This is a genomic window from Pararhodospirillum oryzae, assembly GCF_007992075.1.
Lineage (GTDB): Bacteria > Pseudomonadota > Alphaproteobacteria > Rhodospirillales > Rhodospirillaceae > Pararhodospirillum > Pararhodospirillum oryzae.
Genome location: NZ_BJZO01000011.1, coordinates 39,721 through 61,428 on the forward strand (window position 1 = coordinate 39,721; position 21,708 = coordinate 61,428).

A 21,708-nucleotide genomic window follows, 5' to 3' on the forward strand; every position below is an offset into this window, starting at 1 on the left:
CTTCGATGGGTCCCGTGCCCGGGACGGCCGTTTGGGCCGTCACGGACGGGAAGCGCGCGACAAAGCAGGTCGCAAAGTGTTTTGACGCCGCGCTTCAACCAGGAAGACTTTCCTGTGTCACGCCGCCCCTTCCGCGCGGCCTGTCCTCAAGGCGCCCCCGGCAAGAACCGGGGCCCGGTTTTCAGTCCCCCCCAGGCACGCCCGGGTCAACCGTCCTGACCGGTTGATCGCTGCTTGGGGCCCCGTTCGTTCCCATTCCCGACCCAGGACCTTCGCCAGTCCCTGTCCGGGAATGCACCACCAAAGGTTGCGCCCATGTCGTCCACCTCGTCCCAGGATCCGCGCCAGCGGACCATTGCCCTGATCGGGCCGCCCAACTCGGGCAAAAGCACGGTGTTCAACCGCCTGACCGGGGCCACCCAACGGGTGGGCAATTTCCCGGGGGTTACCGTCGATCGCAAGGAAGGGTCGTGCCGCCTGGATGGCCAGAGCGTCGCGGTCATCGACCTGCCGGGTCTTTACTCCCTCACGCCGCAAGACGGCGACGGGGGCCTGGATCACGCGGTGGCCCGCGACTACCTGGCATCGGGCGCCGCCGACCTGGTTTTGAACGTGGTCGATGCCACCCGCCTGGAGCAGTCCTTGTACCTGACGGTGCAGCTCCTGGAACTGGGTCTGCCGGTGGTGGTGGCCCTGAACCTCAGCGACGCGGCCGAGGACGCGGGCCTGCGCACCGATATCGAAACCCTCTCCCAGCGCCTGGGCTGTCCCGTGGTTCCGGTGGCCGCCACCATTGGCCAGGGGATCCCGGAACTCAAGGCCCACCTGTTCGGACGCCTGCCCTGCCCGGCCACCTCAACCCTGGTCGCGCACGCGCCCGCGGTTGAAACGGCGGTCAAGGCCATTGAAAGCCAGCTGGGTGAACGAACCGGCCCCTGGTGCAGCAGCTCCCAGCGCTGGCTGGCGCTGACCCTTCTTGAAGGCGATCACACCGTTCTGGCCCGCCTGCCCGCCGACATCGCGCCGTTGGTCTCGGATCACCGGGCCCGGATCCAGGAGGCCGAGGGCGATGAAGCCGACAGCCTGATTGCCGGCGCGCGCTTCGAACTGGCCCACACCCTGGCCAGCACCACCCAGCGCCGGACGTCCGAAGGCCGCGCGGTCGATCGCACCGACAGCATCGACTCGGTGGTCTTGCACCCCCTCCTGGGCATTCCGGTCTTCTTGCTGGTCATGTATGCCCTGTTCACCTTCACCATCAACGTGGGTGGCGCCTTCATCGATTTCTTCGACCTGGCCGCCGGTGCCATCTTCGTGGATGGCTTCGGAACCATCCTCACCGCGATCGGGGCTCCCGACTGGGTGCGGGTGCTGGCCGCCGACGGCCTGGGGGGCGGCATCCAGGTGGTGGCCACCTTCATTCCCGTGGTCGGCGCCTTGTACCTGGCCCTGACCGTGCTGGAAGACAGCGGCTACATGGCCCGCGCCGCTTTCGTGATGGACCGGGCGATGAACCGGATCGGCCTGCCCGGCAAGGCCATCGTGCCGCTGATCGTCGGCTTTGGCTGCAACGTGCCGGCGGTGATGGCCACCCGCGTGCTGGAACGCCCGCGCGACCGGGCCCTGACCATCGCCATGGCGCCCTTCATGTCGTGTGGCGCGCGCCTTGCCGTGTACGCCCTGTTCGTGGCCGCCTTCTTCCCGCAAGGGGGCCAGAACGTGGTCATGGGCCTGTATCTGGTTGGCGTGCTGGTGGCCATTCTCACGGCCGTGATTTTGCGCAAGACCCTGCTGGCCGGGGAATCGTCGCCGTTCATGCTGGAACTGCCCAGCTATCGCATGCCCCGCCTGCGCGACGTCTTGCTGCACACCTGGACCCGCCTCAAGGTGTTCGTGGTCAAGGCCGGCCAGGTCATCGCCCTGGTGGTGATGGTGCTCAACGTGCTGTCGGCCCTGGGTCCCGACGGGCGCTTTGATCACGCCGGCAACGACACCTCGATCCTGGCCCAGGTATCGAAGACCGCCGCCCCCTTGTTCACCCCGCTGGGGGTCGAGGAAGAAAACTGGCCGGCGGTGGTGGGCATTGTCACCGGCCTGTTCGCCAAGGAAGCCGTGGTCGGCACCCTGGATGCCCTGTACACCGCCACGGCCGAGGCCGACGCGCCGGCCGACGCCGAGGAAGCCGCCTTCTCGCTGACCGATGCCCTGGCCGAGGCCGTGGCCACCATTCCCGAGAACTTCGCCGGACTGGGCGCGCTGCTGGCCGACCCGCTGGACCTGGAAAGCCTGGCCGATCCCGGGGTCGAGGAAACCAGCCCGACCCTGAACGCCCTGGCCCATGGCTTCGACGGACCGCTGGGTGCCCTGTCCTACATGCTCTTCGTCCTGCTCTACGTGCCGTGCGTCGCCGTGCTCGGCGCCATCCGCCGGGAACTGGGCTGGGGCTGGACCGGGTTCGTGACCGCGTGGACCACCGGCACCGCCTACATCGTGGCCACCATCACCTATCAGGCCGGAACGTTCGCCCAGCATCCGGAAAGCAGCCTGGCATGGATCCTGGCGCTGGGGATCACCGTCGTCCTGGTCATCACCGGGATGGCCACGGTGGGCCGGCGCACCCGGTCGGCGGGGACTTCCCCCGCGGCCCTGGCGCGGGAGGGCCGGGCATGATCTTGCAACGCCTCAAGAACACCGTCCGCGACCACCGCGAAGCCACGCTTTTGGAACTGTCGCGCACCCTGGACGCCGCGCCCGAGGCCGTCGAGGCCATGATGGACCACTGGATCCGCCGGGGCGTGATCGAAAAGCGGGCCCAGGCCTGCTCCAAGAGCGGCTGCACCTGCGCAAAGAAACAGGAAGGTCCCCTGTACGTCTGGACCGGTGGCTGATCCCCCTTCCACCGTCGTCCCCTGTCCCACCGCGCGGCCCGTGCCGCGCGGTTTTTTTTCGGGTGGAACCCGAGAGCCCGGCGGCGGAGAAACATCAGGCCACGATCGCAGATCGTTTGATGCCATTTCGAAACGATACAAGCATTTTGTCAATGCATCGCGCATCGGTGTCGAAACGACCCTTTATAAAAGGATCGCCTCGCGCCTGGAAGATCGCCCTTCGCCATTCCCGTCCAGGACAGATTCCCTCCTTGTCTTGAAGTCTTTTTTCTTCACAACGGCCACATCAGGGGAATGAGAAGAACAGCGGTCACGCCCAGCAAAATATTCAAGGGCACCCCCACCCGCAGGAAATCGGAGAAGCGATATCCGCCGGCGGCGTACACCAAGGTGTTGGTCTGGTAGCCGATCGGCGTCGCGAAACTGGCCGAGGCCGCGAACATCACCGCGACCACGAACGGCCGCGCGTCCACCCCCATGTGCGCCGCCACCCCGATGGCCAGCGGGGTCATCAGCACCGCCACCGCGTTGTTGGAAATCAGTTCGGTGAGAATCGAGGTCAGCAGGTAAAACAGCGCCAGCACCGCGTGGGGGGGCCAGTGCCCGGTCAGGCTCATTAAAATCTCGACCACCATCCGCATGGCGCCCGTGCTCTCCAGGGCCCGGCTGATGGCGAGCATGCCAAAGATCAGCACGAGAATGCGCCATTCGATGGCCCGGTAGGCCTCGTCGTTGTCGATGCAGCCCGCCGAGATCACCACCGCCACCGCGATGACCGCCAGCGCCGCGATGGGCAAAACCTCCAAGGCGGCCAGCCCGACCACCGCCAGCAGCACCACCGCGACCAGGGGGGCCTTGCGGCGGCGATAGGGACGCTGGCGCGGTTCGCTGAGGTTAACCAGCCCCAGGTCCTCGGACACCCGGTTCAGATCCTCGGGGCTGCCCTCCAGAAGCAAGGTGTCGCCCACGCGGATCTGCATGGATTCCAGATGAACCCCCAGATTGGAGCCATGGCGGTGCATGGCCAGCGGATAGACCCCATAGCGCCGGCGCAGCCGCGCGAGGCGCAGCGGACGCCCGAGCAAGGGGCTTTCGGGGGCCACCACGCCTTCCACCACCCGGGTTTCCCGCCGGCCAATGGTTTCCAGGGCATGGGGATCGTGAAAGGCCACAGCGCCTTCCTCGCGCAGCGACATGACTTCGTGGGCCGGTGTTTTCACCACCACCCGGTCCCCGGCCTGCAAGGTCACGCAGCCCAGATCGTGCCGCAGGGATTCATCGCCCCGCAAGACGTCGATCAACCGACGGTCATGGCGCGTGAACACGCCCGCCTCGCGTGGTGGCAGCCCGATCAGGGGGGATCCCTCGGGAATCACGACCTCGGTGAGGAAACGCATCGGCGCGGCCTCGCCCAAGGTGGCGCTTACGGTCGGGCGCTCGGGGAGGAAATACCGCCCGGCCAGCACAAGGTACAACAGCCCCACCAACGCCATCACCAGCCCCAGGCCGGAGATTTCAAACAGCCCGAACGGTGCCAGCCCCTGGGCCCGCGCCACCCCGTCCACCAGGACATTGGTCGACGTGCCGATCAAGGTGCACGTCCCCCCCAGGATCGCCGCGTAGGACAGGGGAATCAGAAAACGCGACGGCGCCTTCCCCAGTCCGCCCGCCAGCCGGATGACCACGGGGATCAAGACCACCACCACCGGCGTGTTGTTCACCACCGCCGACAAGCCGACCACCGTCGCGACCATGACCGCGAGCGCCACGGTCGGCCGCCCGCGGGCCAGCGCGATCACCGTCTCGCCGAAGGCCTCGATGGCTCCGGTTCGCGACAGGGCCCCCGACAGGATGAACATCGCCCCCACCGTGATCGGCGCGCTGTTGGAAAACACGCCCAGAAACTCCTCGGTGGACAGCACCCCCGTGCCCAGCATCAAGGCGACGCCCAGCAACGCCACCACATCGGGCGGAAAACGCTCGCTCAGAAAGGCAACGAACAGAAGAACCACCGTGGCCAGGGCGACGAGGGCCGGAAGAGGCATTCCAAGGTCCATGGTCGGGTCTCCCAAGGGACGGGTGGTGAGAAAGACGCTCTGGTCACACTGGCGTTGCGCGCCAAGCCATGCAAGGGGAGCCGTGCCCTTTCCTCCCGGGCGCGGCCCGCTCCCTCATTACGGAAGCGGTCCTTCTTTTAGGGACTTGTTTACGGCTTCTCAAAGCTTGCCCGCCAAGATGGCCGTCATCGAGGGCACCCCAGCCCCGCCCTTTCCCGACGTCTCTCCACGGCGCCCCCCGCCGTGGGGGGAATGGAAGAAGGACGGTTCCCATGACCGCGCTGTCCAGTTTTTCGCTTGCCGAACGTCCCCGGCCTGCCCCGCCATATTCCGACCAGAGCCCCATGGCGCCGCCCCCTCCTTCCGTCCGCGAGGGGAGCCCCCTCCCCCCCTTCCCGCGCGCCGAGCCCTCGCGCCGGGCCACCGGCCCCCTGACACCGGAACTGCGTTCGCCCCGGCCTTCGCCCCTGCCCGGCCAGTTGCCCGCCTTTTTCGAGGCCACCTTGGACGACATGCTCGGGGCCGCGTTCACGGGGAACCCCATCGAAACCCGCCTGGTCGATGCCGATGCCGTCACCTTGCCGCCCTTCGACCAGCCGTTGACCCTGGATGTGGAACTGGCCCTCGACCGGCTGACCGCCCAGCGCGACCTGGGCCTGGCCATGGGGGTGCCGGTTTCCGACGTGTTGCGTCCGTTGCCTTCCCGACTGCTGACCCATCCCCTGGCCATCCGCCTGGACGCGGTTTTCGCGTGCATGGAACGCATCCTGGCCCACTGCCCGGACCACCTGCTGTCGACCTCGGCCCAAAGCGATCTGGAAGCCTTGATGCGCGAGGCGGACCGCTTGCTGGGTCACGACACCGCCACGCTGAACCCGTCGACCGCCGTCCCTCGGGAAAAATCCTGGTGGCGTTCAACCCTCGACGCCCTGGCGCGGCACGTGATCGCCCTGTGGCCCGATTCGGGCACGATTTCCGTTTTCCAGGGGAACCCGGCCTGAGTCCCGGGCTACCTCTTCGATCGCCTCCCCGCCTGTCCGTTCGCTGCTTGCTTGCGAAGGCCTCTCCGGCATGACCTCTCCCGTTATTCAGACCGCCCCGGCCGAAGCCGATCTCGACGCCCCCACCGGTGCCTTGCTGGAGGAATGCCGTCGTCGAGGGGTGTTCTTCGATCTGGTCTACGAACCGCTGGTCATCGCCGAAGCCCTGATCGACGGCCTGGGCAGTTGGGGGGTTCCCTGCTGGTGCGCGCAACTCCCCTGGAGCCGGTTGGCCAATGGCACGCCGCCCCGGCTGCAAGCCCACCCCGAACGTCTCGACCAGGCGGCGCTGGTGGTCATCGAAAGCAGTTACCGGGTCCGGGAGCTCCACGCGCTGGACCAACCCCTGTTTGATCAGGCCCGCGCCCTGGGCCATCCCGGGGTGTTCCTGACCAACGCCACCGACCACGTGAACCTGACTTTTTTCCCCTCCGATCTCCCGGTTCTGACCGCCCACGAAAACCGGTTCGTCCGCGTGACCGGCACGCGCGTCCCCTGGGCCTTTGGCATCACCCGGCGCATGCTGGCCAACGCTCCCGCCACCGTGGACGGCCCCCGTCGCCCGGTGTTCCTGCGCACCTTCCGGCCCTCCATGAACCAGTCGGTGCGCGACATGATGGATTTTGTTTTCCTGCCGCACCTGCGCGAGGCCGTGACGGTCGAGGACAGTTCCCTGGGCGTCAGCGTGAGCGGCGCCGAGTACCTGAACCAGCTTGCCGGGGCACTGGGATGCCTCGCCTACGGTGGCTTTCTGTTTAATAACATGACCGCCAATCCGTATTTCCACGATGCCCTTTATCGCGACAACATGCAGTTTGAAAGATCCCCCACGATCTTGCGATGGGACAGCTGGCGCTTGTGGGAATGTTTCCTGACCGGGTGCGTGGCCATCACCCTGGACCTTGACTTGTATGGGGCCGCCTTGCCGGTTCTGCCCACGAACTGGGTCCATTACGTGGGCCTGGATCTGGCCAATCTCGACCGCGACATAGACCGGCTGCGCGCCCTTCAGGACACGCTGCCCGAAATCGGCGCCGCCGGGCGCGCGTGGGCGCTCGCCCACTACACCCCCCGCGCCCAGGCCGCCCGCTTCCTGGCGCTGGCCGCGCACGGCGCCCCCGGAGTTCAGCCGGGCTCCAGGAGTCCCCGCACCCAGCCCCCCACGTAACGGACCACCCGATAGGCCACGGGACGGCCGGAAGCGTCGATCAGCCCCGCCTCGGTCACCAGAAGCGGCCGGTTGCGGGCCAGCCCGAGCACGCGCCCCTCGGCCGGGGTCGGCAACCGGGCCAGAAGACGCCCCATGGTCGCGCGGCACGCCCCGAGGCCCATCCGGAGCAAGGCCGCCTCCAGCGTGCCCGTTGCCGCCAGCGCCTCGGCCAGCAGGCCACCCCGGGCGCGGGGCAGGTACACCGTGGCCATCAGCACCCGGTGCGCATCAATCTCGCCCACCATGTCGACCCGGTCCACGAGGGCCCCGGCGGCGCCCCCCAGGGCCGCCGCCACCTCGCGCGAGGCCGGCTCCTCGCCACGCCCGACGATTTCGGTGCGCCGTCCCCGTCCCGCGAACGCCTCGGCATCGGTGGGCAATCCCACGCCCGACAGGCCGACTTCAATCACCGGCTCGCGCACGAACGTGCCCCGGCCCTGCTCCACCCGCAGCAGTCCCCGTTCGACCAGCCCCCCGATGGCCTGGCGAACCGTATGCCTGTTAACCCCAAAATGCAGGGCGAATTCATGTTCGGTCGGAAGACGTTCGCCCGGACAGAACAGTCCCTGGCTGATCCGCCCCTCGATGATCCGTTGGATCTGCCGCCACAAGGCGGTCCCCGAACTGCGATCCAGTGCCATCATGGCCTTCCCTCCTTGGCGGGCCGGCCCCCCCGTCCGGTGGCTCCTTTGGAGATAATACCCCCGAATCAATGAAATGGCGAGCCGGGGAAGTCCCCCCGCCGCCTGGCGTTTTCCGGACGGGCCCCTTGATCCCTCCCAGGAGGCACGGGCGCCGTGTGTCTCCCTCCTGTTGTCGTCCGAGGCCAGCGGCGGCCAAAAAAGTTGACGGATCGCGCTCTTTCGGCTGTTGACGCGACGTCGCCAGGGTAGTCAAGTCCTCGCAAGATCGGAAAAAGCTCCCCGCCGGGCGGCCCCCTTCCCCGGACCCACGGGAAAAACCCCGTCCCCCAGTCGCCTCTTGCGTCCGGGGGACAGGCGTGCTTTTAACCTGGATCAATGCCGTGGTCGGATTCGACCGTTACCTTCACCCCTTCGCGACAGCCACGGAGGACGACCCGATGACCGATGCGTCCGGTCTGACACCCTTGATGATTGCGGGACAGCTTGCGCGCCCGCTCCCCCTGTCCGTGATGCGGGCGATCACGGCGCCCGTGTTCCGCCGCTGGATCCGCGCCTGGGGCGGCCCTCTTTCCGGGCGCCTGGACGGACAGACCGGCTGTCTTTCCATTCGTCCGATTGGTTGGCCGGTCTCGGTGGAAATCGCCGTTGGCGGCCCGGACGGCCTCGACGTGTTCCTGGAACGCCCCGAATACAGCCTGGGCACCGCCGTGGTGAGCGCCGCTCCCGAAGTGCTGCTTGACCTGATGGCCGCCGAAAACGGTCCCGATGGCGATGGTGCGTTCTTTTCGCGCGCGCTGACCATCGAAGGTGATACCGGCCTGGTCATGGCGTTCCGCTACGCCATCGAGGATGCCGGCATGAACCTGGGCGCCTTGATGCGGGACCTGCCCGGCCCCGTCGCCACTTTGATCGAACATCTGTCGGGACGCCTCGCGCCGCTGCACGAACGTGCCAAATCCGACCTGGAAAAGGCACAATCCCTGCTGCTCGCCCCGCTGCGCGGCGACGTGGCCCGCCTGTCGGCCCGGGTCACCCGCCTTGAAACCAGCGGGTCGGGCGGACGCCGGCCCAAGGTCGTCTCGCGAGAGGAACTGGCCCATGGCTGAAGTCACCCCCCTGCGTCCGGCGTCGTCGTCGGACTCGTCCATTGAACTCGTTTGCCCCGCCGGCACGCCCGCCGCGCTCACCGCCGCCGTCGAAGCCGGTGCCGACGCCATCTATTTCGGCTTTCGCGACCGTACCAACGCGCGCAACTTCCCGGGCCTGAACTTCACCGAGAAGGAAGCGGGCGAGGCCGTCGCCACCTGCCGCGCGCACGGCGTCAAGCCGATGATCGCCGTCAACACCTACCCCGATGCCCGCGATGACGCCATCTGGCGCCGCGCGGTCGACGTGGCGGCAGACCTGGCGGTGGATGGCCTGATCGTGTGCGACATGGGCCTGTTGGCCTACGCGGCCAAGAAACACCCCAACTTGCGCCTTCACCTGTCGGTCCAGGCCTCGGCCTCCAACCCCGAGGCGGTCAAGTTTTACCAGGAAGCCTTTGGCATCAAGCGCGTGGTTCTGCCGCGCGTCATGTCGGTTTCCGAAATCGCCGACCTGACCCGGGCGGTCGCGCCCGTGGAAACCGAGGTGTTCGTGTTTGGCGGCCTGTGCGTGATGGCCGAAGGCCGCTGCGCCCTGTCGTCGTATGCCACCGGCCTTTCGCCGAACAAGGACGGCGTGTGCTCGCCCGCCAGCCATGTGCGCTACGAACAGGAAGGCGACGTGATGGTCTCCCGCCTGGGCGCCTTCACCATCAACCGGTTCGACGCGGGCGAGTCGGCCGGCTATCCCACGCTGTGCAAGGGCCGCTTCGCATCGTCCGCCCGCACCGGCCACCTGTTCGAGGATCCCACCAGCCTCGACGCCACCACCATCCTGCCCGAGCTCAAGGCGGCCGGGGTCAAGGCGCTGAAGGTCGAAGGACGTCAGCGCGGCAAGGCCTACGTCGCCCAGGTCGTCCGCTCGCTGCGGGCCGCCATCGACAGCGATTCCCGCCTGGCCGATCCGGCCACGCGGCAGTTGATGGAAGGCCAGGGACGCACCGAAGGCGCCTACCGCCGTGACTGGCGCTAACGCGGCCCTCCCCGACGATGGACAAGGAGAATACCCGATGGACCGCGTAGAGATCGCGCTGGGACCGCTGACCTACAACTGGACGGCGGCCCGGCGGGCCTCGTTTTATGAAGGCATCGCCGCCGATCCGACCTTCGACATGGTCTACATGGGCGAAACAATCTGTGCCAAGCGGCAGGCGATCAACGGCGCCGTGATGGCCGAGGCGATCACGGCCCTGGAAGCCGCCGGGCGCAAGGTGGTGCACTCGACCTTGTCCCTGGCGACCACCGATCCGGAGCGCCGCGCCATTGCCGATCTGGTCGAGGATCCCTCGCTGACGATCGAGGCCAACGATGCCGGCGCCCTGCGCGGCGTTGTCGGACGCCCCCATCACGTTGGCCCCCACATCAACGTGTATAACCCCGGCACCCTGGAAGTGCTGGCGGAACGGGGCGCCGTCGCCATGTGCCTGCCCTGGGAAATCGATCGCAAATCCCTGGATGTGCTGATCCGGCGCGGTCGCGATCTGGGCATGGTCATGGAAGTGGAAGTGTTCGGAAAGGCGCCCCTGGCCATTTCCGCGCGCTGTCACCATGCCCGGGCCTATGGCATGACCAAGGACGGCTGTCAGTACGTCTGTGATCGCGACGCCGAAGGCATGGCCGTGGATACAGTGGATGGCCAGCCCTTCCTCACGTTGAACGGCCTTCAGACCCAGGCCCACGCGGTCACCGTCCTGATCGCTGAAATCGCGGAACTGGTGAACATGGGCGTTGGCCGCCTGCGTCTGTCGCCCCTGGATCTCGACATGAGCGCCGTGGCCGCCGTCTATCGCAAGCTGCTTGATGGCGCCCTGGAGGCTCCGGCCGCCGAGGAAGCGCTTCTTGCCCTGCTGGGCGAGCGTGATCCGGCCAATGGCTTCTACTACGGCGTCGAAGGCTCGACCTGGGCCGCGTAACGCGCGCCTCAGCCTTTTTTCGTGATGACAAAGCCCCCGGCGTCCCGCGCCGGGGGCTTTTGTTCGCGGCCTCTCTGGCGGGCCCAAGGCGCTTTCCTGCGCGCCCGGTGCCCTCGCTTGACATCCTGAGCCCTGCCACGCGCCAGGAAGGGGCGGATGAATCCTGCCCCTCCCATACATAAAGCCCCGGAGGGCGGGATAGCGGCGCTCTCCAGCCCCCTGAGACAAACAATCAGAAGCGGAAGTTGGTCGGATTGGCCACGCCCCGGTACTGGGTGGCCCAGGTCAGCCCCTTCACGCACCGCGTCACGCCCCAGATCACCGCGAACAGCAGCACCAGGAAGCCGATGGTGATTTTCATCAAGAGGAGGCCGATCACCCCCAGCACGACCACGCCCACGAAGGTATAGATCTGATAGACAAAATGCGAACGCGCCATCTCGCCCGCGTTCTTGATGTTGCGAAAGGCCATGACGGCCCCCACCAGCAAGGGCAAAACGGTCGGGAAACCGACCATGAACAGCCCATAAATCAGGAAAACCTGCTTGCGCTCGCGCACGGCGGCGCTTTCGACCGGCTGCGGAGCCGGCGCCTCGGTCTCGGTCATGGAGCCTCCTGTTAGTCTGGGTGTCGTGCCCGGGTATCCGGGGGTGTTTCGACGCTGCACCGGCAGAAAAATTGTCCGGTCCGCCCAAAAAAAAGGGACGGCGCGACAAAAGTCGCGCCGTCACCGACAGTGAACAGGGTCGAGGAAACCTTACTTCGCGGCCGTCTTGCCGGGCGCCGCAACGGGGCCCTTCAGCTCGGGGAAGGTTTCAACCAACGACACACCCTGAACCGGCTTGTTTTCGCCGTTGTGGCAGGTGGCGCAGTTGGCCTTCGGGGCATCGCCCGTCGGACCAAGCAGAGCCGAGCCATCCAGACGCTTGGCCGGCATCACCGACGCCAGCGGCGCCAGGTACTCGGTGTTGATCGCCCGGATCATGTTCAGACCGTGCCAGGCCGTCACGCGCTGCGGCGTGGACAGCGACCAGTCGGCGGTCGACTGGGTGTTGTGGCAGTGGGTGCAGTTCACGCCCAGAGCCTTCGAGATGTGCACCATCAGCGAGTAGGTCGCTTCGGTGGACTGCAGGGTCGGCCCCTTACCAACGGTACCCTTCTTGGGCAGGCTGGTGACGCCTTCCACGCGGATCTGGTTCGCGTTCATCAGGAACGGCGTGAACACGTCGCGCTGCATGGCGGTCAGACCGATGCTGGGCTTGTTCTGCCCGGCGTCGTTGCCCAGGCCCACGGTGGTGTTGGCCGGCTCGGTGTACCAGATGTTGGCCGGGACCGGCTTGCCACGGTGGCAGGTGTAGCAGGTCACGCCCGACGGCTGGGTGTGGCTGGTCCAGTTCGCGTTGATGAACTGGGTCATCTCGATCATGCGACGCGACACAACCTTGGTGTAGGGCTGATCGACATCAAGGCCCTGGTCGGAGTGGCAGTAGAAGCAGCCTTCCTTCGGCGACACCCAGGCGGTGATCTGCTCCATCAGACGGTTGAACTCTTCCGTCTTCAGGTTCCCCAGCACCTGGACGTTCAGGTAAACGTCCTTGGCCAGATCCTTGCCAGCCTCGACCGGCGCCACCACGGCGGGAAGGGGAGCCGGAGCCGGCTTGTTCGTCGCCGTAATGGTCTGCATGCCCGTGCCGCGATAGCCGGCCTGCACGCTGGTGGTGTGGTTCATCGCCCAGAACAGGACGACATGGAGAAGGCCGACGCCCAGCAGGATCCAGACGGCGTAGGACACCAGGACAGGGGTGGGGCCCTTTTGCTTAAAGATACTCATCGTGGAGCTCCTCTCGTCACTGGGCCAGGGCGGGATCGGTGACCACCGGATCGGCAATCGCCGGGTAGGTCGGCACCAGGCCATGGTCAATGCCCCAGAGGTACCAGTTTTCCACGACCGTACCGGTCAGCAGCATGCCAATGGCACCCGTCAGCGGCGTCAGGACGGCGAACCACCAAGCCCAGCGGTGGATGGATTCCATGGTGGCGTTGAAGCCCATGGTCCAGCGCCAGAACAGGGCAGCGCGCTCGGCGGCGGTGCCGCGGTCCGTGATCTGCTCCACTTCGCGGTCGCCGCCCAGGTGGCTGACAGCCAGAATGGTGGCGCCGTGCATCGCGAACAGGACGGCGGAGCCGTACAGGAACGCAATGGAAAGCATGTGGAACGGGTTGTAGTACAGGTTGCCGTACCGCAGCGAGAAGGCAGCGGTCCAGTCGAGGTGAGCGAAAATACCGAAGGGCACCGCCTCGCTCCAGTTGCCAAGCAGCAACGGACGAATGAAGCCCAGGGTCAGGAACAGGAAGATGGCGGAGGCGAAGGCCCACGCCATGTGCGTGCCCAGGCCCAGCGCGCGGGCCCGGTTGTACACATGCCACCACCAGATCAGCAGCGACATGGTCAGGAAGAAGCCGGCCATCTGCCACCAGCCGCCTTCGTTCATCGGCGCGAGGCCAAGACCGTACTGCGGCGCGGGGGGCTCAAGGGCCAGCCACGGGAACAGGCGAATGAACTCGATCGGATTGTAGTGCACCGACGCCGAGAAATTCATCCCGATGATCAGCAGCGCCATCACGAAGCACACGGCGGAAACCGTGCCGGCAACGCCCAGGTGGATCGGCCCGAACTGCGCGTCACCAATCTTGCCCAGCAGCCAGACAAAAACAGGCTTGCCCTGGCGGCTCAATTCTCCCTTAGGGAGCTCGACACCGTGGTGGGGTTCGGTGCGAACCTGCACGGTGTTAAAGATGTTCTGGTATTCGGCCATTGTCGTTCCCCTCGCCCACTAGCCAACGAAACTGTACGGGAACTGAAGCCACCAGTTCCACCATTCCGGCCAGCCGCGGGTCCAGAACGGGCCGCTAAGCACGATGCACATGGCGCTCCAGAAGGCAGCGCTGATGGCCAGGAAGACACCAAGGCGGTGAATGCCCAGCGTGCCAATGGAGTAACCAACGATGTCCCGGAAGAAGGTATTTTCGTGTTCGGACCCCTTCACCTTCTCACCCTTCGGCGGATTCGAGGCCGAAAGAATGATCGAGCCGTGCATCGCCAGGGCCATGCAGGTCGTGAAGAAGAAGGTAATCGCGATCATGTGCGCGGGATTGTAGTGGAAGTGCAGGAACTGGTAGCCGATGTTCGACACCCAGTCCAGGTGGCTCAGAATGCCATAGGGGAAGCCATGGCCCCACGCCCCCAGCAGGATCGGACGGATCACCACCAAGGTCACATACGCAAAGACGGCAAACGAGAAGGCGAAAGGAATGTGCAGCCCCATGCCGAGCTTGCGGGCAATCTCGACCTGCCGCAGCGCCCAGGACACAAAAGCCCCCAAGGCGCACACCGTGATCACCTGCCACAGACCGCCCTCCATCATGGGCGCGAGGCCCAGACCGTAGGACAGATCGGGCGGAGCAATGCTGATTCGCAGGGGATTCCACGTCGGCCCCAGAGCCGCCCCCAACAAAATCAGGGCGGTGCCGAGAGTAGCGAAGAGAAACGTGGTGACTCCGAAGAAGCCGACGTAAAACGGCCCCACCCAGAAGTCAAACAGATCTCCTCCCACCAGCGTCCCGCCGCGGACACGGTACTTTCTTTCAAAACTGAGCATGGCCATTTATGGGCCCTCCGGTCGGGAGTCTTTTGAACGACCGCCGCCCCGCCGAGTGGTCGGCAGCGGGCGGCCTGGAAGACCCAGGTTCCGCCCGCTGCCGTCGGCACGCGACGCTACTGACTAGCGAAAACGACCCGTTACGACAGCATGGAGGTCAGGGAGACCGCCGCAGCCTTCACCGGGTTGCCTTCGAGCCAGTTGAACCGCTCGGCGCTGAGGCACAGGAAGTGAATCAGCAGAGCGAGAACGGTCAGGAACGCGAAGAGACCGACCAGGGCACGACGCGGATCAAAAAGCAGCCAAATACGCCACATATCTCAGTCCTCCTCTTACGACAGGAACGTCAGGGTCTGGTTCACGAGGTCCAGCGAGGCATAGCCTTCCGGGCCGGGGATCCAGGGACGCCACATCCAAGCGAGGACGTGAGCAACGACGGCGACGGCAACGAAGCCGGTCGCGCTGCTCGTGAACGTGTTGTGGAACTCCTTGGCCTCTTCTTCGTTCAGCGTAGCATTATCAACCATGTGTTTACCTCCTGATACTAGCCCACTTAGGCCGCTATACGCCAAGCGGCGTATCCGATGCCGCCGTCCTGGATTGCTCCAGATCCGACGGACCGTTCGTCCAACGGCCACGGACGAACCACCGGTTCCGGCACCCTTCCCTTCCTTGCGGAAGGGGGGGTAACGAAAGTCAAAGGCCGCGTCGGGAACAGCCGGTTCAATGAACCGCCCTCCCCTCGCCGGCGCCAAGGGCCCGGACCACCCGATCGGCGGTCACACGGGATTCCCCGGCATCGCGCGCCGCCTGCTCCGCCGCGTCGCGGAGCCGCTTCGCGGCCGAAATCCGTACCAGCACGGGCTCGGCCTCGACCAGTCGGTCAAGCGCGGCCCGCGCTTCGTCATCCCAGGGCAGTTCCCGATGCAGGCGCGACGGGGTCGCGTCCACCCGGTCGAGATCCGAGCCCAGGGGAAGAATGGAAAACAAGGCATCAAACAGGGCGTTGCACACTTCCTGAACCAGGTAGGTCGCCCCGGCGTAGCCCATGAACGGCGTTCCCGTGTGCCGGCGCACCACGGCGCCCGGGAACGACGCCGGGATGTACACCGCGCGCCCGCCCGTCTCGGCCAGGTACATGCGCTCGTTGTAGCTGCCAAACAGCACCAGCGGCGTCTGGGTCTGCACGGCCTTGCGCACGGCGTCGTTGTCGGTCTTGCCGCCGGCCAGGCGCGACACCGCGAAGGTGCACGGCATGCCCATTTCCTCGCCCAGGAACTGCTTCAGCCCGCGCGCGTAGGTATCGGAGGCCACCACGCCAAAGCTGGCGGTTCCGAAGAAATCCTGCGTCACCGAGCGCCACAGATCCCACACCGGCTTCAAGGTGGTGTGCTTCTCGCGCTCGATGAACGGTTCGGGATCCAGACCCAGCTCGGCGCCCAGGGCGCGCAGGAAGCGGGTCGTGGCGTCGATCCCGATCGGGGCGCGCAGCCAGGGCTTGCCGATCGCCTCGCACACCGCGGCGCCGAACTCCCGGTACAGGCACACGCTCGCGTCGGCGTCGGCCAGGGTCGGGATGGCGTCCAGCGGGCAGCCCATGGGGAACACCAGGTTCACCTCGGCCCCGATCCCCTCGATCAGGCGGCGGATCTCGGCGATATCGGACCAGGAATTGAACACCCCGTAGGTGGCGCCGATCAGGTTGACCCGGGGACGGTCGCCAGCCGGGCGCGCGGCGCGCTTGCCGGCCTTGGTCGCCCCGTACTGGGCCCACAGCCACGTCAGGGCGCGATCGGCGCTTTCCCACTGGTCTTCGTCGATGGTGCGCGGCAGGAAGCGCTGGATGCCGGTGCCGGCCGGGGTCACGCCGCCGCCGATCATTTCGGCGATCGAGCCCGTGACCACCACGGCGGGCTTCTTGGGATCCAGAACCTTGTGGGCCTGCTTCATCGCGCCTTCGGTCCCAGTCCGCCCCAGTTCTTCCTCGCCCAGACCGGTGACCACCACCGGCAGCTCATGCGGAGGCAGTGCGTCGGTGTAGTGCAGAACCGCCGTCACCGGCAGGTTCTCACAGCCGACCGGGCCGTCAATAATGACCTGAAGCCCTTTCACCGCCGTGAACACGTATACGGCCCCCCAATATCCGCCGGCTCGATCCAAATCCAGGACCAACATCACGACGCCTCCTTCTGGCCGGACCGGCACCGGGGCGCCTCGCTCCACACACCTGCCACATCCCCGGACCCAACGCCAGAAAAAAAGCTCTTCATTGCCTCAAAACGGCCTTTATTCGCGATCGCAGCATTTACCACCTGGGCCAATGAGCCCGCGCCAGCCGGCCCCATGAGAGGACGCGCGGAGATCAGGTTGGTGAAATACAGCGCCGGAATGGCGCGTTCCTTGGCCGCCTGGACCACGGGGGTGGTCCCCACCGCGAGATCGGGTTGGAACGCTTCAACAGCGCCGATATCTTGCTCCAGTGGCGCCCGAAATGCAACCGTGACGCCCCGTTCCTCCAGCCAGATCCGATCCTCGTCCGACCACGGGGTGCGCGGCAGGGCCGTGCTGACATACGGGATCTCGGCCCCGCTTTCGATCAGCAGGCGCGCCACCAGCAGCTCGGAACCCTCATAGCCCGACAGGGTAATCCGCCCTCGAATCGGGGCCTTGGCCAGCGCCGCCTTCACGCCGGGCAGGATGGCGTTTTGCGCCGCCGCCACGTAATCGGGCGCGATCCCGCATGCCTTGCCCACCGCCGCCAGCCACGCGGCCGTGCCGTCGTAGCCCACGGGGGCCGAGCCGATCACCGGACGCCCGGCATGCTGGAACTCGCGAATCGACTCGACGTAGAAGGGGTGAATGGCCGCCGCCACGGCACAGTCCAAGGCGGCGTACAGCTCGCGCCATTCGCGGGTCGGCACCACGGGCCCCACGGCCAGCCCCATGGGCGCCAGCATGGCCCCGATGGTCATGGGATCGGCCGGGAACATTTCGCCCATCAAGGTCACGGTGGGCTTGTCGGAGGGGCCGCCTCGCGGCGCCATCACCGGTCCCATCTCGGCTTCCGAGCGCGCGTAGCGCAGCATGGCCCCGGCCAGCCGGTCCTTCGCCTCGGCGTGCGTTCCCACCCCGAAGCCGGGAACATCCAGGGCGATGATGCGCACCCCGTTGATGTTGCGCGGCAGCAGGCGCAAGGGCACGCCGGCGGCCGACGGCACGCACAGGTTCGTGACCACCAGGGCGTCGTAGCGCCCGGGATCGGCCAGCTCGTGCACCGCCTCGCGCAGGTCCTCGAACAGCTTGCCGGTGACCAGGGTTTCCGACGTGAACGGCACGTATCCGATGGTGCGGCGCGCCCCATAGAAATGAGACGTGAAGCTCAGGCCATAGACGCAGCAGGCCGACCCGCACAGCACCGAGGCGGTGCGACGCATGCGCAGGCCCACGCGCAGCGCCCCGAAGGCGGGGCACATGGTGGGCGCGCGCCCGTGCGGCCCCTCGGGCACCGGGAAGCCCACCGAACAGCCCCCGGCCGCCTGGGCGTTGCCCGACGTCGGAGAGGTGGGATCGGAGCGGTCGAGAGGAGGCATCGAAGGGGCGTCCTTGCTGGCAACGGGATCGGATGACACGGTCAGGGCGTCTCGTACACGATTTCAAGGGAGGGACGGGCGACGATCGGACCGCCGCACATGTCTTCCATGCTCGCCGGCTGAAGCACCACGTCGCGGCCCACGTCCTCGCTTTTGAACAGGCCCAGCAGTTCGTCTTGCGTGAGCGCGCGCGGGTGGATGGGCGGCGCCGTCGCCACGTTTTGGGCCAGCCCCTCGAACAGGGGCGCCCACGGCCCGCCCGGCCGCGCCACGATCTCGTAGGCCGCGCTCTTGCGCCGGATGTCTTCCTCGGCCGGAATGGTGGCCAGGATCGGCACCCCGGCCTGGGCCGCGAAGGCCTGCGCCTCGCCGGTGCCGTCGTCCTTGTTGATCACCATGCCGGCAACGCCAACCGACCCGCCCAGGCGCCGGAAGTATTCCACCGCCGAGCACACATTGTTGACCACGTAGAGCGACTGCAGGTCGTTGGATCCGACCACGATCACTTTCTGGCACAGGTCGCGGGCGATGGGGAGCCCGAAGCCGCCACACACCACGTCGCCCAGGAAGTCGAGCAGGATGTAGTCAAAGCCCCACTCGTGGAAGCCCAGCTTTTCGAGGATCTCGAAGCCATGGATGATGCCACGCCCGCCGCAGCCGCGCCCCACCTCGGGACCGCCCAGCTCCATGGCAAACACGCCATCACGCTTGAAACAGATATCCTCGATCCTTACATCCTCTCCAGCCAGCCGCCGCTTGGCGGCCGTTTCGATGATGGTCGGACACGCCCGGCCGGCGAACAGCAAGGAGGTGGTGTCACTCTTCGGATCGCAGCCAATCAGCAGCACCCGCTTGCCCTGCTGGGCCATCATGTAGGAGAGATTGGACAGCGTGAAACTCTTGCCGATGCCGCCCTTGCCGTAGATGGCGATGATCTGCGTCTCGGACTTGCCGCCCCCAGCGGCGTTCGAGTGCTCCCCCGTGTCGGCCACGGGACCCAGGGACGGGGAAAGGGGCAGGCCCATCATGACACGGCTCTCCAATCAAGAATCATCTTCAGGCACGACGGATCGCTAAAGGCGGTACGATAGGCCGCGTCGGCGTTCTCGGGGGTGCCGTGGTGGGTAATCAGCCCTTCAAGGGACAAGGCGCCCTTGGCCAGCAGCGCCGTCACCCCGGCCACGTCCGCCGGCTTCCATTGGGCGGCCACGCGCAACCGGGCCTCGCGCATGAAGGCCGGCGGGAATGAAAAACTCAAGGGGGCTTCGTAGAAGCCGGCCAGCACCACGTCGCCTTGCGGCGCGAGGCGGGCAATCAGGGTGTCGAGCAGATCGGCGGCCCCGCTGACGTCGCAGATCACCTTGTAGGCGGTGTGCGTGTCGGCGGCGGGATCGATCACGGCATAGCCGGCACCGGCATCCTGGCGGATCGGGTTCTTTTCCCACACCACCGGCTTGCCGCCCAACGCCACCGTGATCCGCGCCACCAGGCGCCCCAGCACGCCATGACCGATGATCAGCTCGGGCAACGGGACTCCGGGCAGGACCACCGCGTGGTGCGCCGTGGCGGCCAGCGCGAACAGGGCGCCGGTTTCCTCCATGCCCTCGGGCAGGGGCACCACCCGCGCCCCGGGCAGAACCACCCGGGCGGCGGCGCCGCCGAACAGACCGCGCACCTCGCCGTAGCAGGTGGCGCCGGGCACGAACACGCGCTCGCCCACCTGGCGGCCCGAGGCCGGCCCGGCCTCGATGATCCGCCCCACCGACTCGTAGCCGGGCACCAGCGGGTAGCCCATGCCCGGGAACGCGGGCATGCGCCCGCTCCACAGCAGGCGCTCGGTGCCGGTGCTGATCCCCGACCACTCCACCGCCACCACCACATCGGCGTCGCCGGGGGGCGTCAAGGCCAGCCGACGCAAGGCAAGCGATTGTGGTTTTTCCATGACGACGGCGAGGGTGTCCATGGGCAAGCCTGCTGTCCTCTCTCCGGAATGTTCGTTACCGGTCGAAACGAGGGGGCCATCGTAACCGCCCTGCAAGGCGTGTCAAGCGCCGCCTGCACGGGTCGGGGCAATACCCTTCAAGGCGTTGCGGCTATAGTCTGGACCAGGAGCGGCCTGCGCGCCGGGAGTTTGCGCACCCGGGCAAAGCCGGCCTCGCGCAGCAGGGCCATCAGGTCCTCGGGGTGGCGCGGCCGGCCGCTGCCCATGGCCAGGAGGTACATCAGGAAATAGGCCGCGACCGAATCGGCCGACTCGGCGCCTGGCGCGCCCGCCATCGGTTCAGCCACCAGCAGCGTGCCGCCCTCGGCCAGGGCCGCCCGGCAGGCGCGCAGCAAGGCGAGCACGGCCGCGTCCTCGTGGTCGTGGATCACCCGGACCAGGGTGATCACGTCGGCTCCCGGAGGGAGCGGATCGGCATGGAAATCCCCCCCCACCAGGCGCACCCGCCCCATCAGATCCTGGGCCGACAGGCGGGCGCGGGCCCGTTCGATCACCGGCGGCAGGTCGAACACCATGCCTTCCAATTGCGGCGCGCGCTCCAGCGCGGCGGCGAGGAACACCCCCTCGCCCCCGCCCACGTCGAGCAGGCACCGACGGCCCTTGAGGGGAAAGGCGTCCAGGACATCGGCGCTGACCAGGGCGTTGGTCGCGGCCATCAAGGCCGAGTACGGCGCCACGCGCGCGTCGTCCAATCCGGCGGGGCGCTCGCCCCGGGCATAGGCCCAGTACCGGCCCAGCGCCGTCCTGCCCGACTCGGGACGGGCGCGCAGCAAGGCCACCGGATCGGCGAGATCGGCATATAATAAGTCGTGATGGGCGATCATCGCGACCGCGCCCGGATTGCCGCGCAACGCCGCGCCCAGCGGCCCCAGGCCGATCCGCCCGCCGCCGCGTGCTTGCAGCAAACGCAGCGCCATCGCGGCATCGAACAGCCGCCCGGCCGGATCCAAGGGCAGGTCCAGGCGCCGGGCCAGCTCGGCCGCGCTCAACGGCCCCGCCGCCAGGTGATCGAACACCGACAGGCGCACGCACGCGGTCAACACCTGCGAGTGCACGAAACCGGCCACGACATCGAACAAGGCGCGTTCGTAATGGTGGGCGATGGGGCGGGTCAGAAGGAAATCCGCCGCCCACCGCTGAAAGCCGGGCCGCGCCATCACGTCGTCGCGCAGCGCGAACAACCGGTCGGCAAGGGATGTCCAAAGATCAGACACGCGCATGAGAAGAGCCCCCCAGGAGCAACGGGCGTGGCTTCTTGGGCGATGCTGGGCCGGCGAAGCCGGAGCGGCCCCGCGAGGAAGGTAAAATCAGGCGCGGCGCCGGGCCCGGCGCAAGGGCCGGCGGCCCGGTGTTCCTGGATCAAGGCGGGAGCCGGAAGGCCCCCGGAGTCCCGGGCCGGCGCAGGGGGCCGGCGGTCGGGAGGAATATCCTTGCAGGCTCCCTTCGCCTTGAATGGAAGCGAAGGGAGCCCGAGTTTCCTTGCGTGGGCGTGGCCGTTCGGGAAAAGCGGTCTCCCCTTCTCCCTGGTATTTTCGGGAAAAGCGGTCTCCCCTTTTCCCC

General features: G+C 67.1%; 20 protein-coding genes. 7 read left to right on the forward strand and 13 right to left on the reverse strand.

Features of this window, described 5'->3' with window-relative positions; translation table 11 throughout:
- The first annotated feature begins 315 nt into the window (after positions 1 to 315).
- Entirely contained in the window at positions 316 to 2,670 is a 2,355-nt protein-coding gene (gene feoB, locus ROR02_RS03370; RefSeq protein ID WP_147162601.1) for a Fe(2+) transporter permease subunit FeoB, read from the forward strand.
- Positions 2,667 to 2,888, forward strand: a complete 222-nt coding sequence (locus tag ROR02_RS03375; protein ID WP_170244933.1) for a FeoC-like transcriptional regulator — start codon at positions 2,667 to 2,669, stop codon at positions 2,886 to 2,888. Before feoB ends, ROR02_RS03375 begins: the two co-directional genes overlap by 4 nt.
- 272 nt (positions 2,889 to 3,160) lie before the next feature.
- On the opposite strand, the gene ROR02_RS03380 is transcribed toward ROR02_RS03375, so the two are convergent.
- Entirely contained in the window at positions 3,161 to 4,933 is a 1,773-nt protein-coding gene (locus ROR02_RS03380; RefSeq protein WP_246135379.1) for an SLC13 family permease, read from the reverse strand.
- 284 nt (positions 4,934 to 5,217) lie between these two features.
- Here ROR02_RS03380 and ROR02_RS03385 point away from each other — a divergent pair, with 284 nt between their 5' ends.
- Positions 5,218 to 5,946 carry a hypothetical protein gene (locus ROR02_RS03385; RefSeq protein ID WP_147162604.1) on the forward strand — a complete coding sequence of 243 codons (729 nt, stop codon included), beginning with the start codon at positions 5,218 to 5,220 and terminating at the stop codon, positions 5,944 to 5,946.
- A gap of 70 nt (positions 5,947 to 6,016) precedes the next feature.
- Positions 6,017 to 7,153: a hypothetical protein gene (locus tag ROR02_RS03390; protein WP_147162605.1), complete on the forward strand. Its 1,137-nt coding sequence runs from the start codon at positions 6,017 to 6,019 to the stop codon at positions 7,151 to 7,153.
- On the opposite strand, the gene phnF is transcribed toward ROR02_RS03390, so the two are convergent.
- Positions 7,111 to 7,839, reverse strand: coding sequence for a phosphonate metabolism transcriptional regulator PhnF (gene phnF, locus ROR02_RS03395; RefSeq protein WP_147162606.1), 729 nt, complete (start codon positions 7,837 to 7,839; stop codon positions 7,111 to 7,113). The two genes, ROR02_RS03390 and phnF, sit on opposite strands and share 43 nt — an antisense overlap.
- 437 nt (positions 7,840 to 8,276) lie before the next feature.
- Here phnF and ROR02_RS03400 point away from each other — a divergent pair, with 437 nt between their 5' ends.
- From ROR02_RS03400 to ubiV, 3 genes are read left to right on the forward strand one after another with little or no spacing between them, the layout of a single operon-like run.
- On the forward strand, positions 8,277 to 8,945 hold the full coding sequence (locus tag ROR02_RS03400; protein ID WP_147162607.1) for an SCP2 sterol-binding domain-containing protein: 669 nt from the start codon (positions 8,277 to 8,279) through the stop codon (positions 8,943 to 8,945).
- Positions 8,938 to 9,957: a ubiquinone anaerobic biosynthesis protein UbiU gene (gene ubiU, locus ROR02_RS03405; RefSeq protein ID WP_147162608.1), complete on the forward strand. Its 1,020-nt coding sequence runs from the start codon at positions 8,938 to 8,940 to the stop codon at positions 9,955 to 9,957. Before ROR02_RS03400 ends, ubiU begins: the two co-directional genes overlap by 8 nt.
- Before the next feature lie 37 nt (positions 9,958 to 9,994).
- The gene (gene ubiV / locus ROR02_RS03410) at positions 9,995 to 10,897 is read left to right on the forward strand and encodes a ubiquinone anaerobic biosynthesis protein UbiV (protein ID WP_147162609.1); all 903 of its coding nucleotides are present in this window, start codon (positions 9,995 to 9,997) and stop codon (positions 10,895 to 10,897) included.
- Between the two features lie 232 nt (positions 10,898 to 11,129).
- Here the strand turns inward: ubiV and ROR02_RS03415 are convergent, their stop codons facing one another.
- The 11 genes from ROR02_RS03415 to ROR02_RS03465 form a co-directional block, all read right to left on the reverse strand.
- A complete protein-coding gene (locus ROR02_RS03415) occupies positions 11,130 to 11,504 on the reverse strand; it encodes a DUF4870 family protein (protein ID WP_147162610.1) in 375 nt (124 codons plus the stop codon).
- 150 nt (positions 11,505 to 11,654) lie between these two features.
- Positions 11,655 to 12,728, reverse strand: coding sequence for a photosynthetic reaction center cytochrome PufC (pufC, locus tag ROR02_RS03420; RefSeq protein ID WP_170244934.1), 1,074 nt, complete (start codon positions 12,726 to 12,728; stop codon positions 11,655 to 11,657).
- A gap of 16 nt (positions 12,729 to 12,744) precedes the next feature.
- Positions 12,745 to 13,713, reverse strand: a complete 969-nt coding sequence (gene pufM / locus ROR02_RS03425) for a photosynthetic reaction center subunit M (protein ID WP_147162612.1) — start codon at positions 13,711 to 13,713, stop codon at positions 12,745 to 12,747.
- An 18-nt stretch (positions 13,714 to 13,731) separates the two neighbouring features.
- Positions 13,732 to 14,562 carry a photosynthetic reaction center subunit L gene (gene pufL / locus ROR02_RS03430; protein WP_147162613.1) on the reverse strand — a complete coding sequence of 277 codons (831 nt, stop codon included), beginning with the start codon at positions 14,560 to 14,562 and terminating at the stop codon, positions 13,732 to 13,734.
- A 134-nt stretch (positions 14,563 to 14,696) separates the two neighbouring features.
- A complete protein-coding gene (gene pufA, locus ROR02_RS03435; protein WP_147162614.1) occupies positions 14,697 to 14,873 on the reverse strand; it encodes a light-harvesting antenna LH1, alpha subunit in 177 nt (58 codons plus the stop codon).
- A gap of 15 nt (positions 14,874 to 14,888) precedes the next feature.
- Positions 14,889 to 15,083 (reverse strand): light-harvesting antenna LH1, beta subunit, encoded by a 195-nt coding sequence (gene pufB / locus ROR02_RS03440; RefSeq protein ID WP_147162615.1) that lies wholly within the window; start codon positions 15,081 to 15,083, stop codon positions 14,889 to 14,891.
- Between the two features lie 196 nt (positions 15,084 to 15,279).
- Entirely contained in the window at positions 15,280 to 16,731 is a 1,452-nt protein-coding gene (gene bchZ / locus ROR02_RS03445; protein WP_147162616.1) for a chlorophyllide a reductase subunit Z, read from the reverse strand.
- The gene (gene bchY, locus ROR02_RS03450) at positions 16,731 to 18,146 is read right to left on the reverse strand and encodes a chlorophyllide a reductase subunit Y (protein ID WP_147162617.1); all 1,416 of its coding nucleotides are present in this window, start codon (positions 18,144 to 18,146) and stop codon (positions 16,731 to 16,733) included. Before bchY ends, bchZ begins: the two co-directional genes overlap by 1 nt.
- 41 nt (positions 18,147 to 18,187) lie before the next feature.
- The gene (locus ROR02_RS03455; protein WP_246135380.1) at positions 18,188 to 19,174 is read right to left on the reverse strand and encodes a chlorophyllide a reductase iron protein subunit X; all 987 of its coding nucleotides are present in this window, start codon (positions 19,172 to 19,174) and stop codon (positions 18,188 to 18,190) included.
- Positions 19,171 to 20,109, reverse strand: coding sequence for a chlorophyll synthesis pathway protein BchC (gene bchC, locus ROR02_RS03460; protein WP_147162618.1), 939 nt, complete (start codon positions 20,107 to 20,109; stop codon positions 19,171 to 19,173). Before bchC ends, ROR02_RS03455 begins: the two co-directional genes overlap by 4 nt.
- A 116-nt stretch (positions 20,110 to 20,225) precedes the next feature.
- Positions 20,226 to 21,368, reverse strand: coding sequence for a methyltransferase (locus ROR02_RS03465; RefSeq protein WP_147162619.1), 1,143 nt, complete (start codon positions 21,366 to 21,368; stop codon positions 20,226 to 20,228).
- Between the last annotated feature and the right edge of the window lie 340 nt (positions 21,369 to 21,708).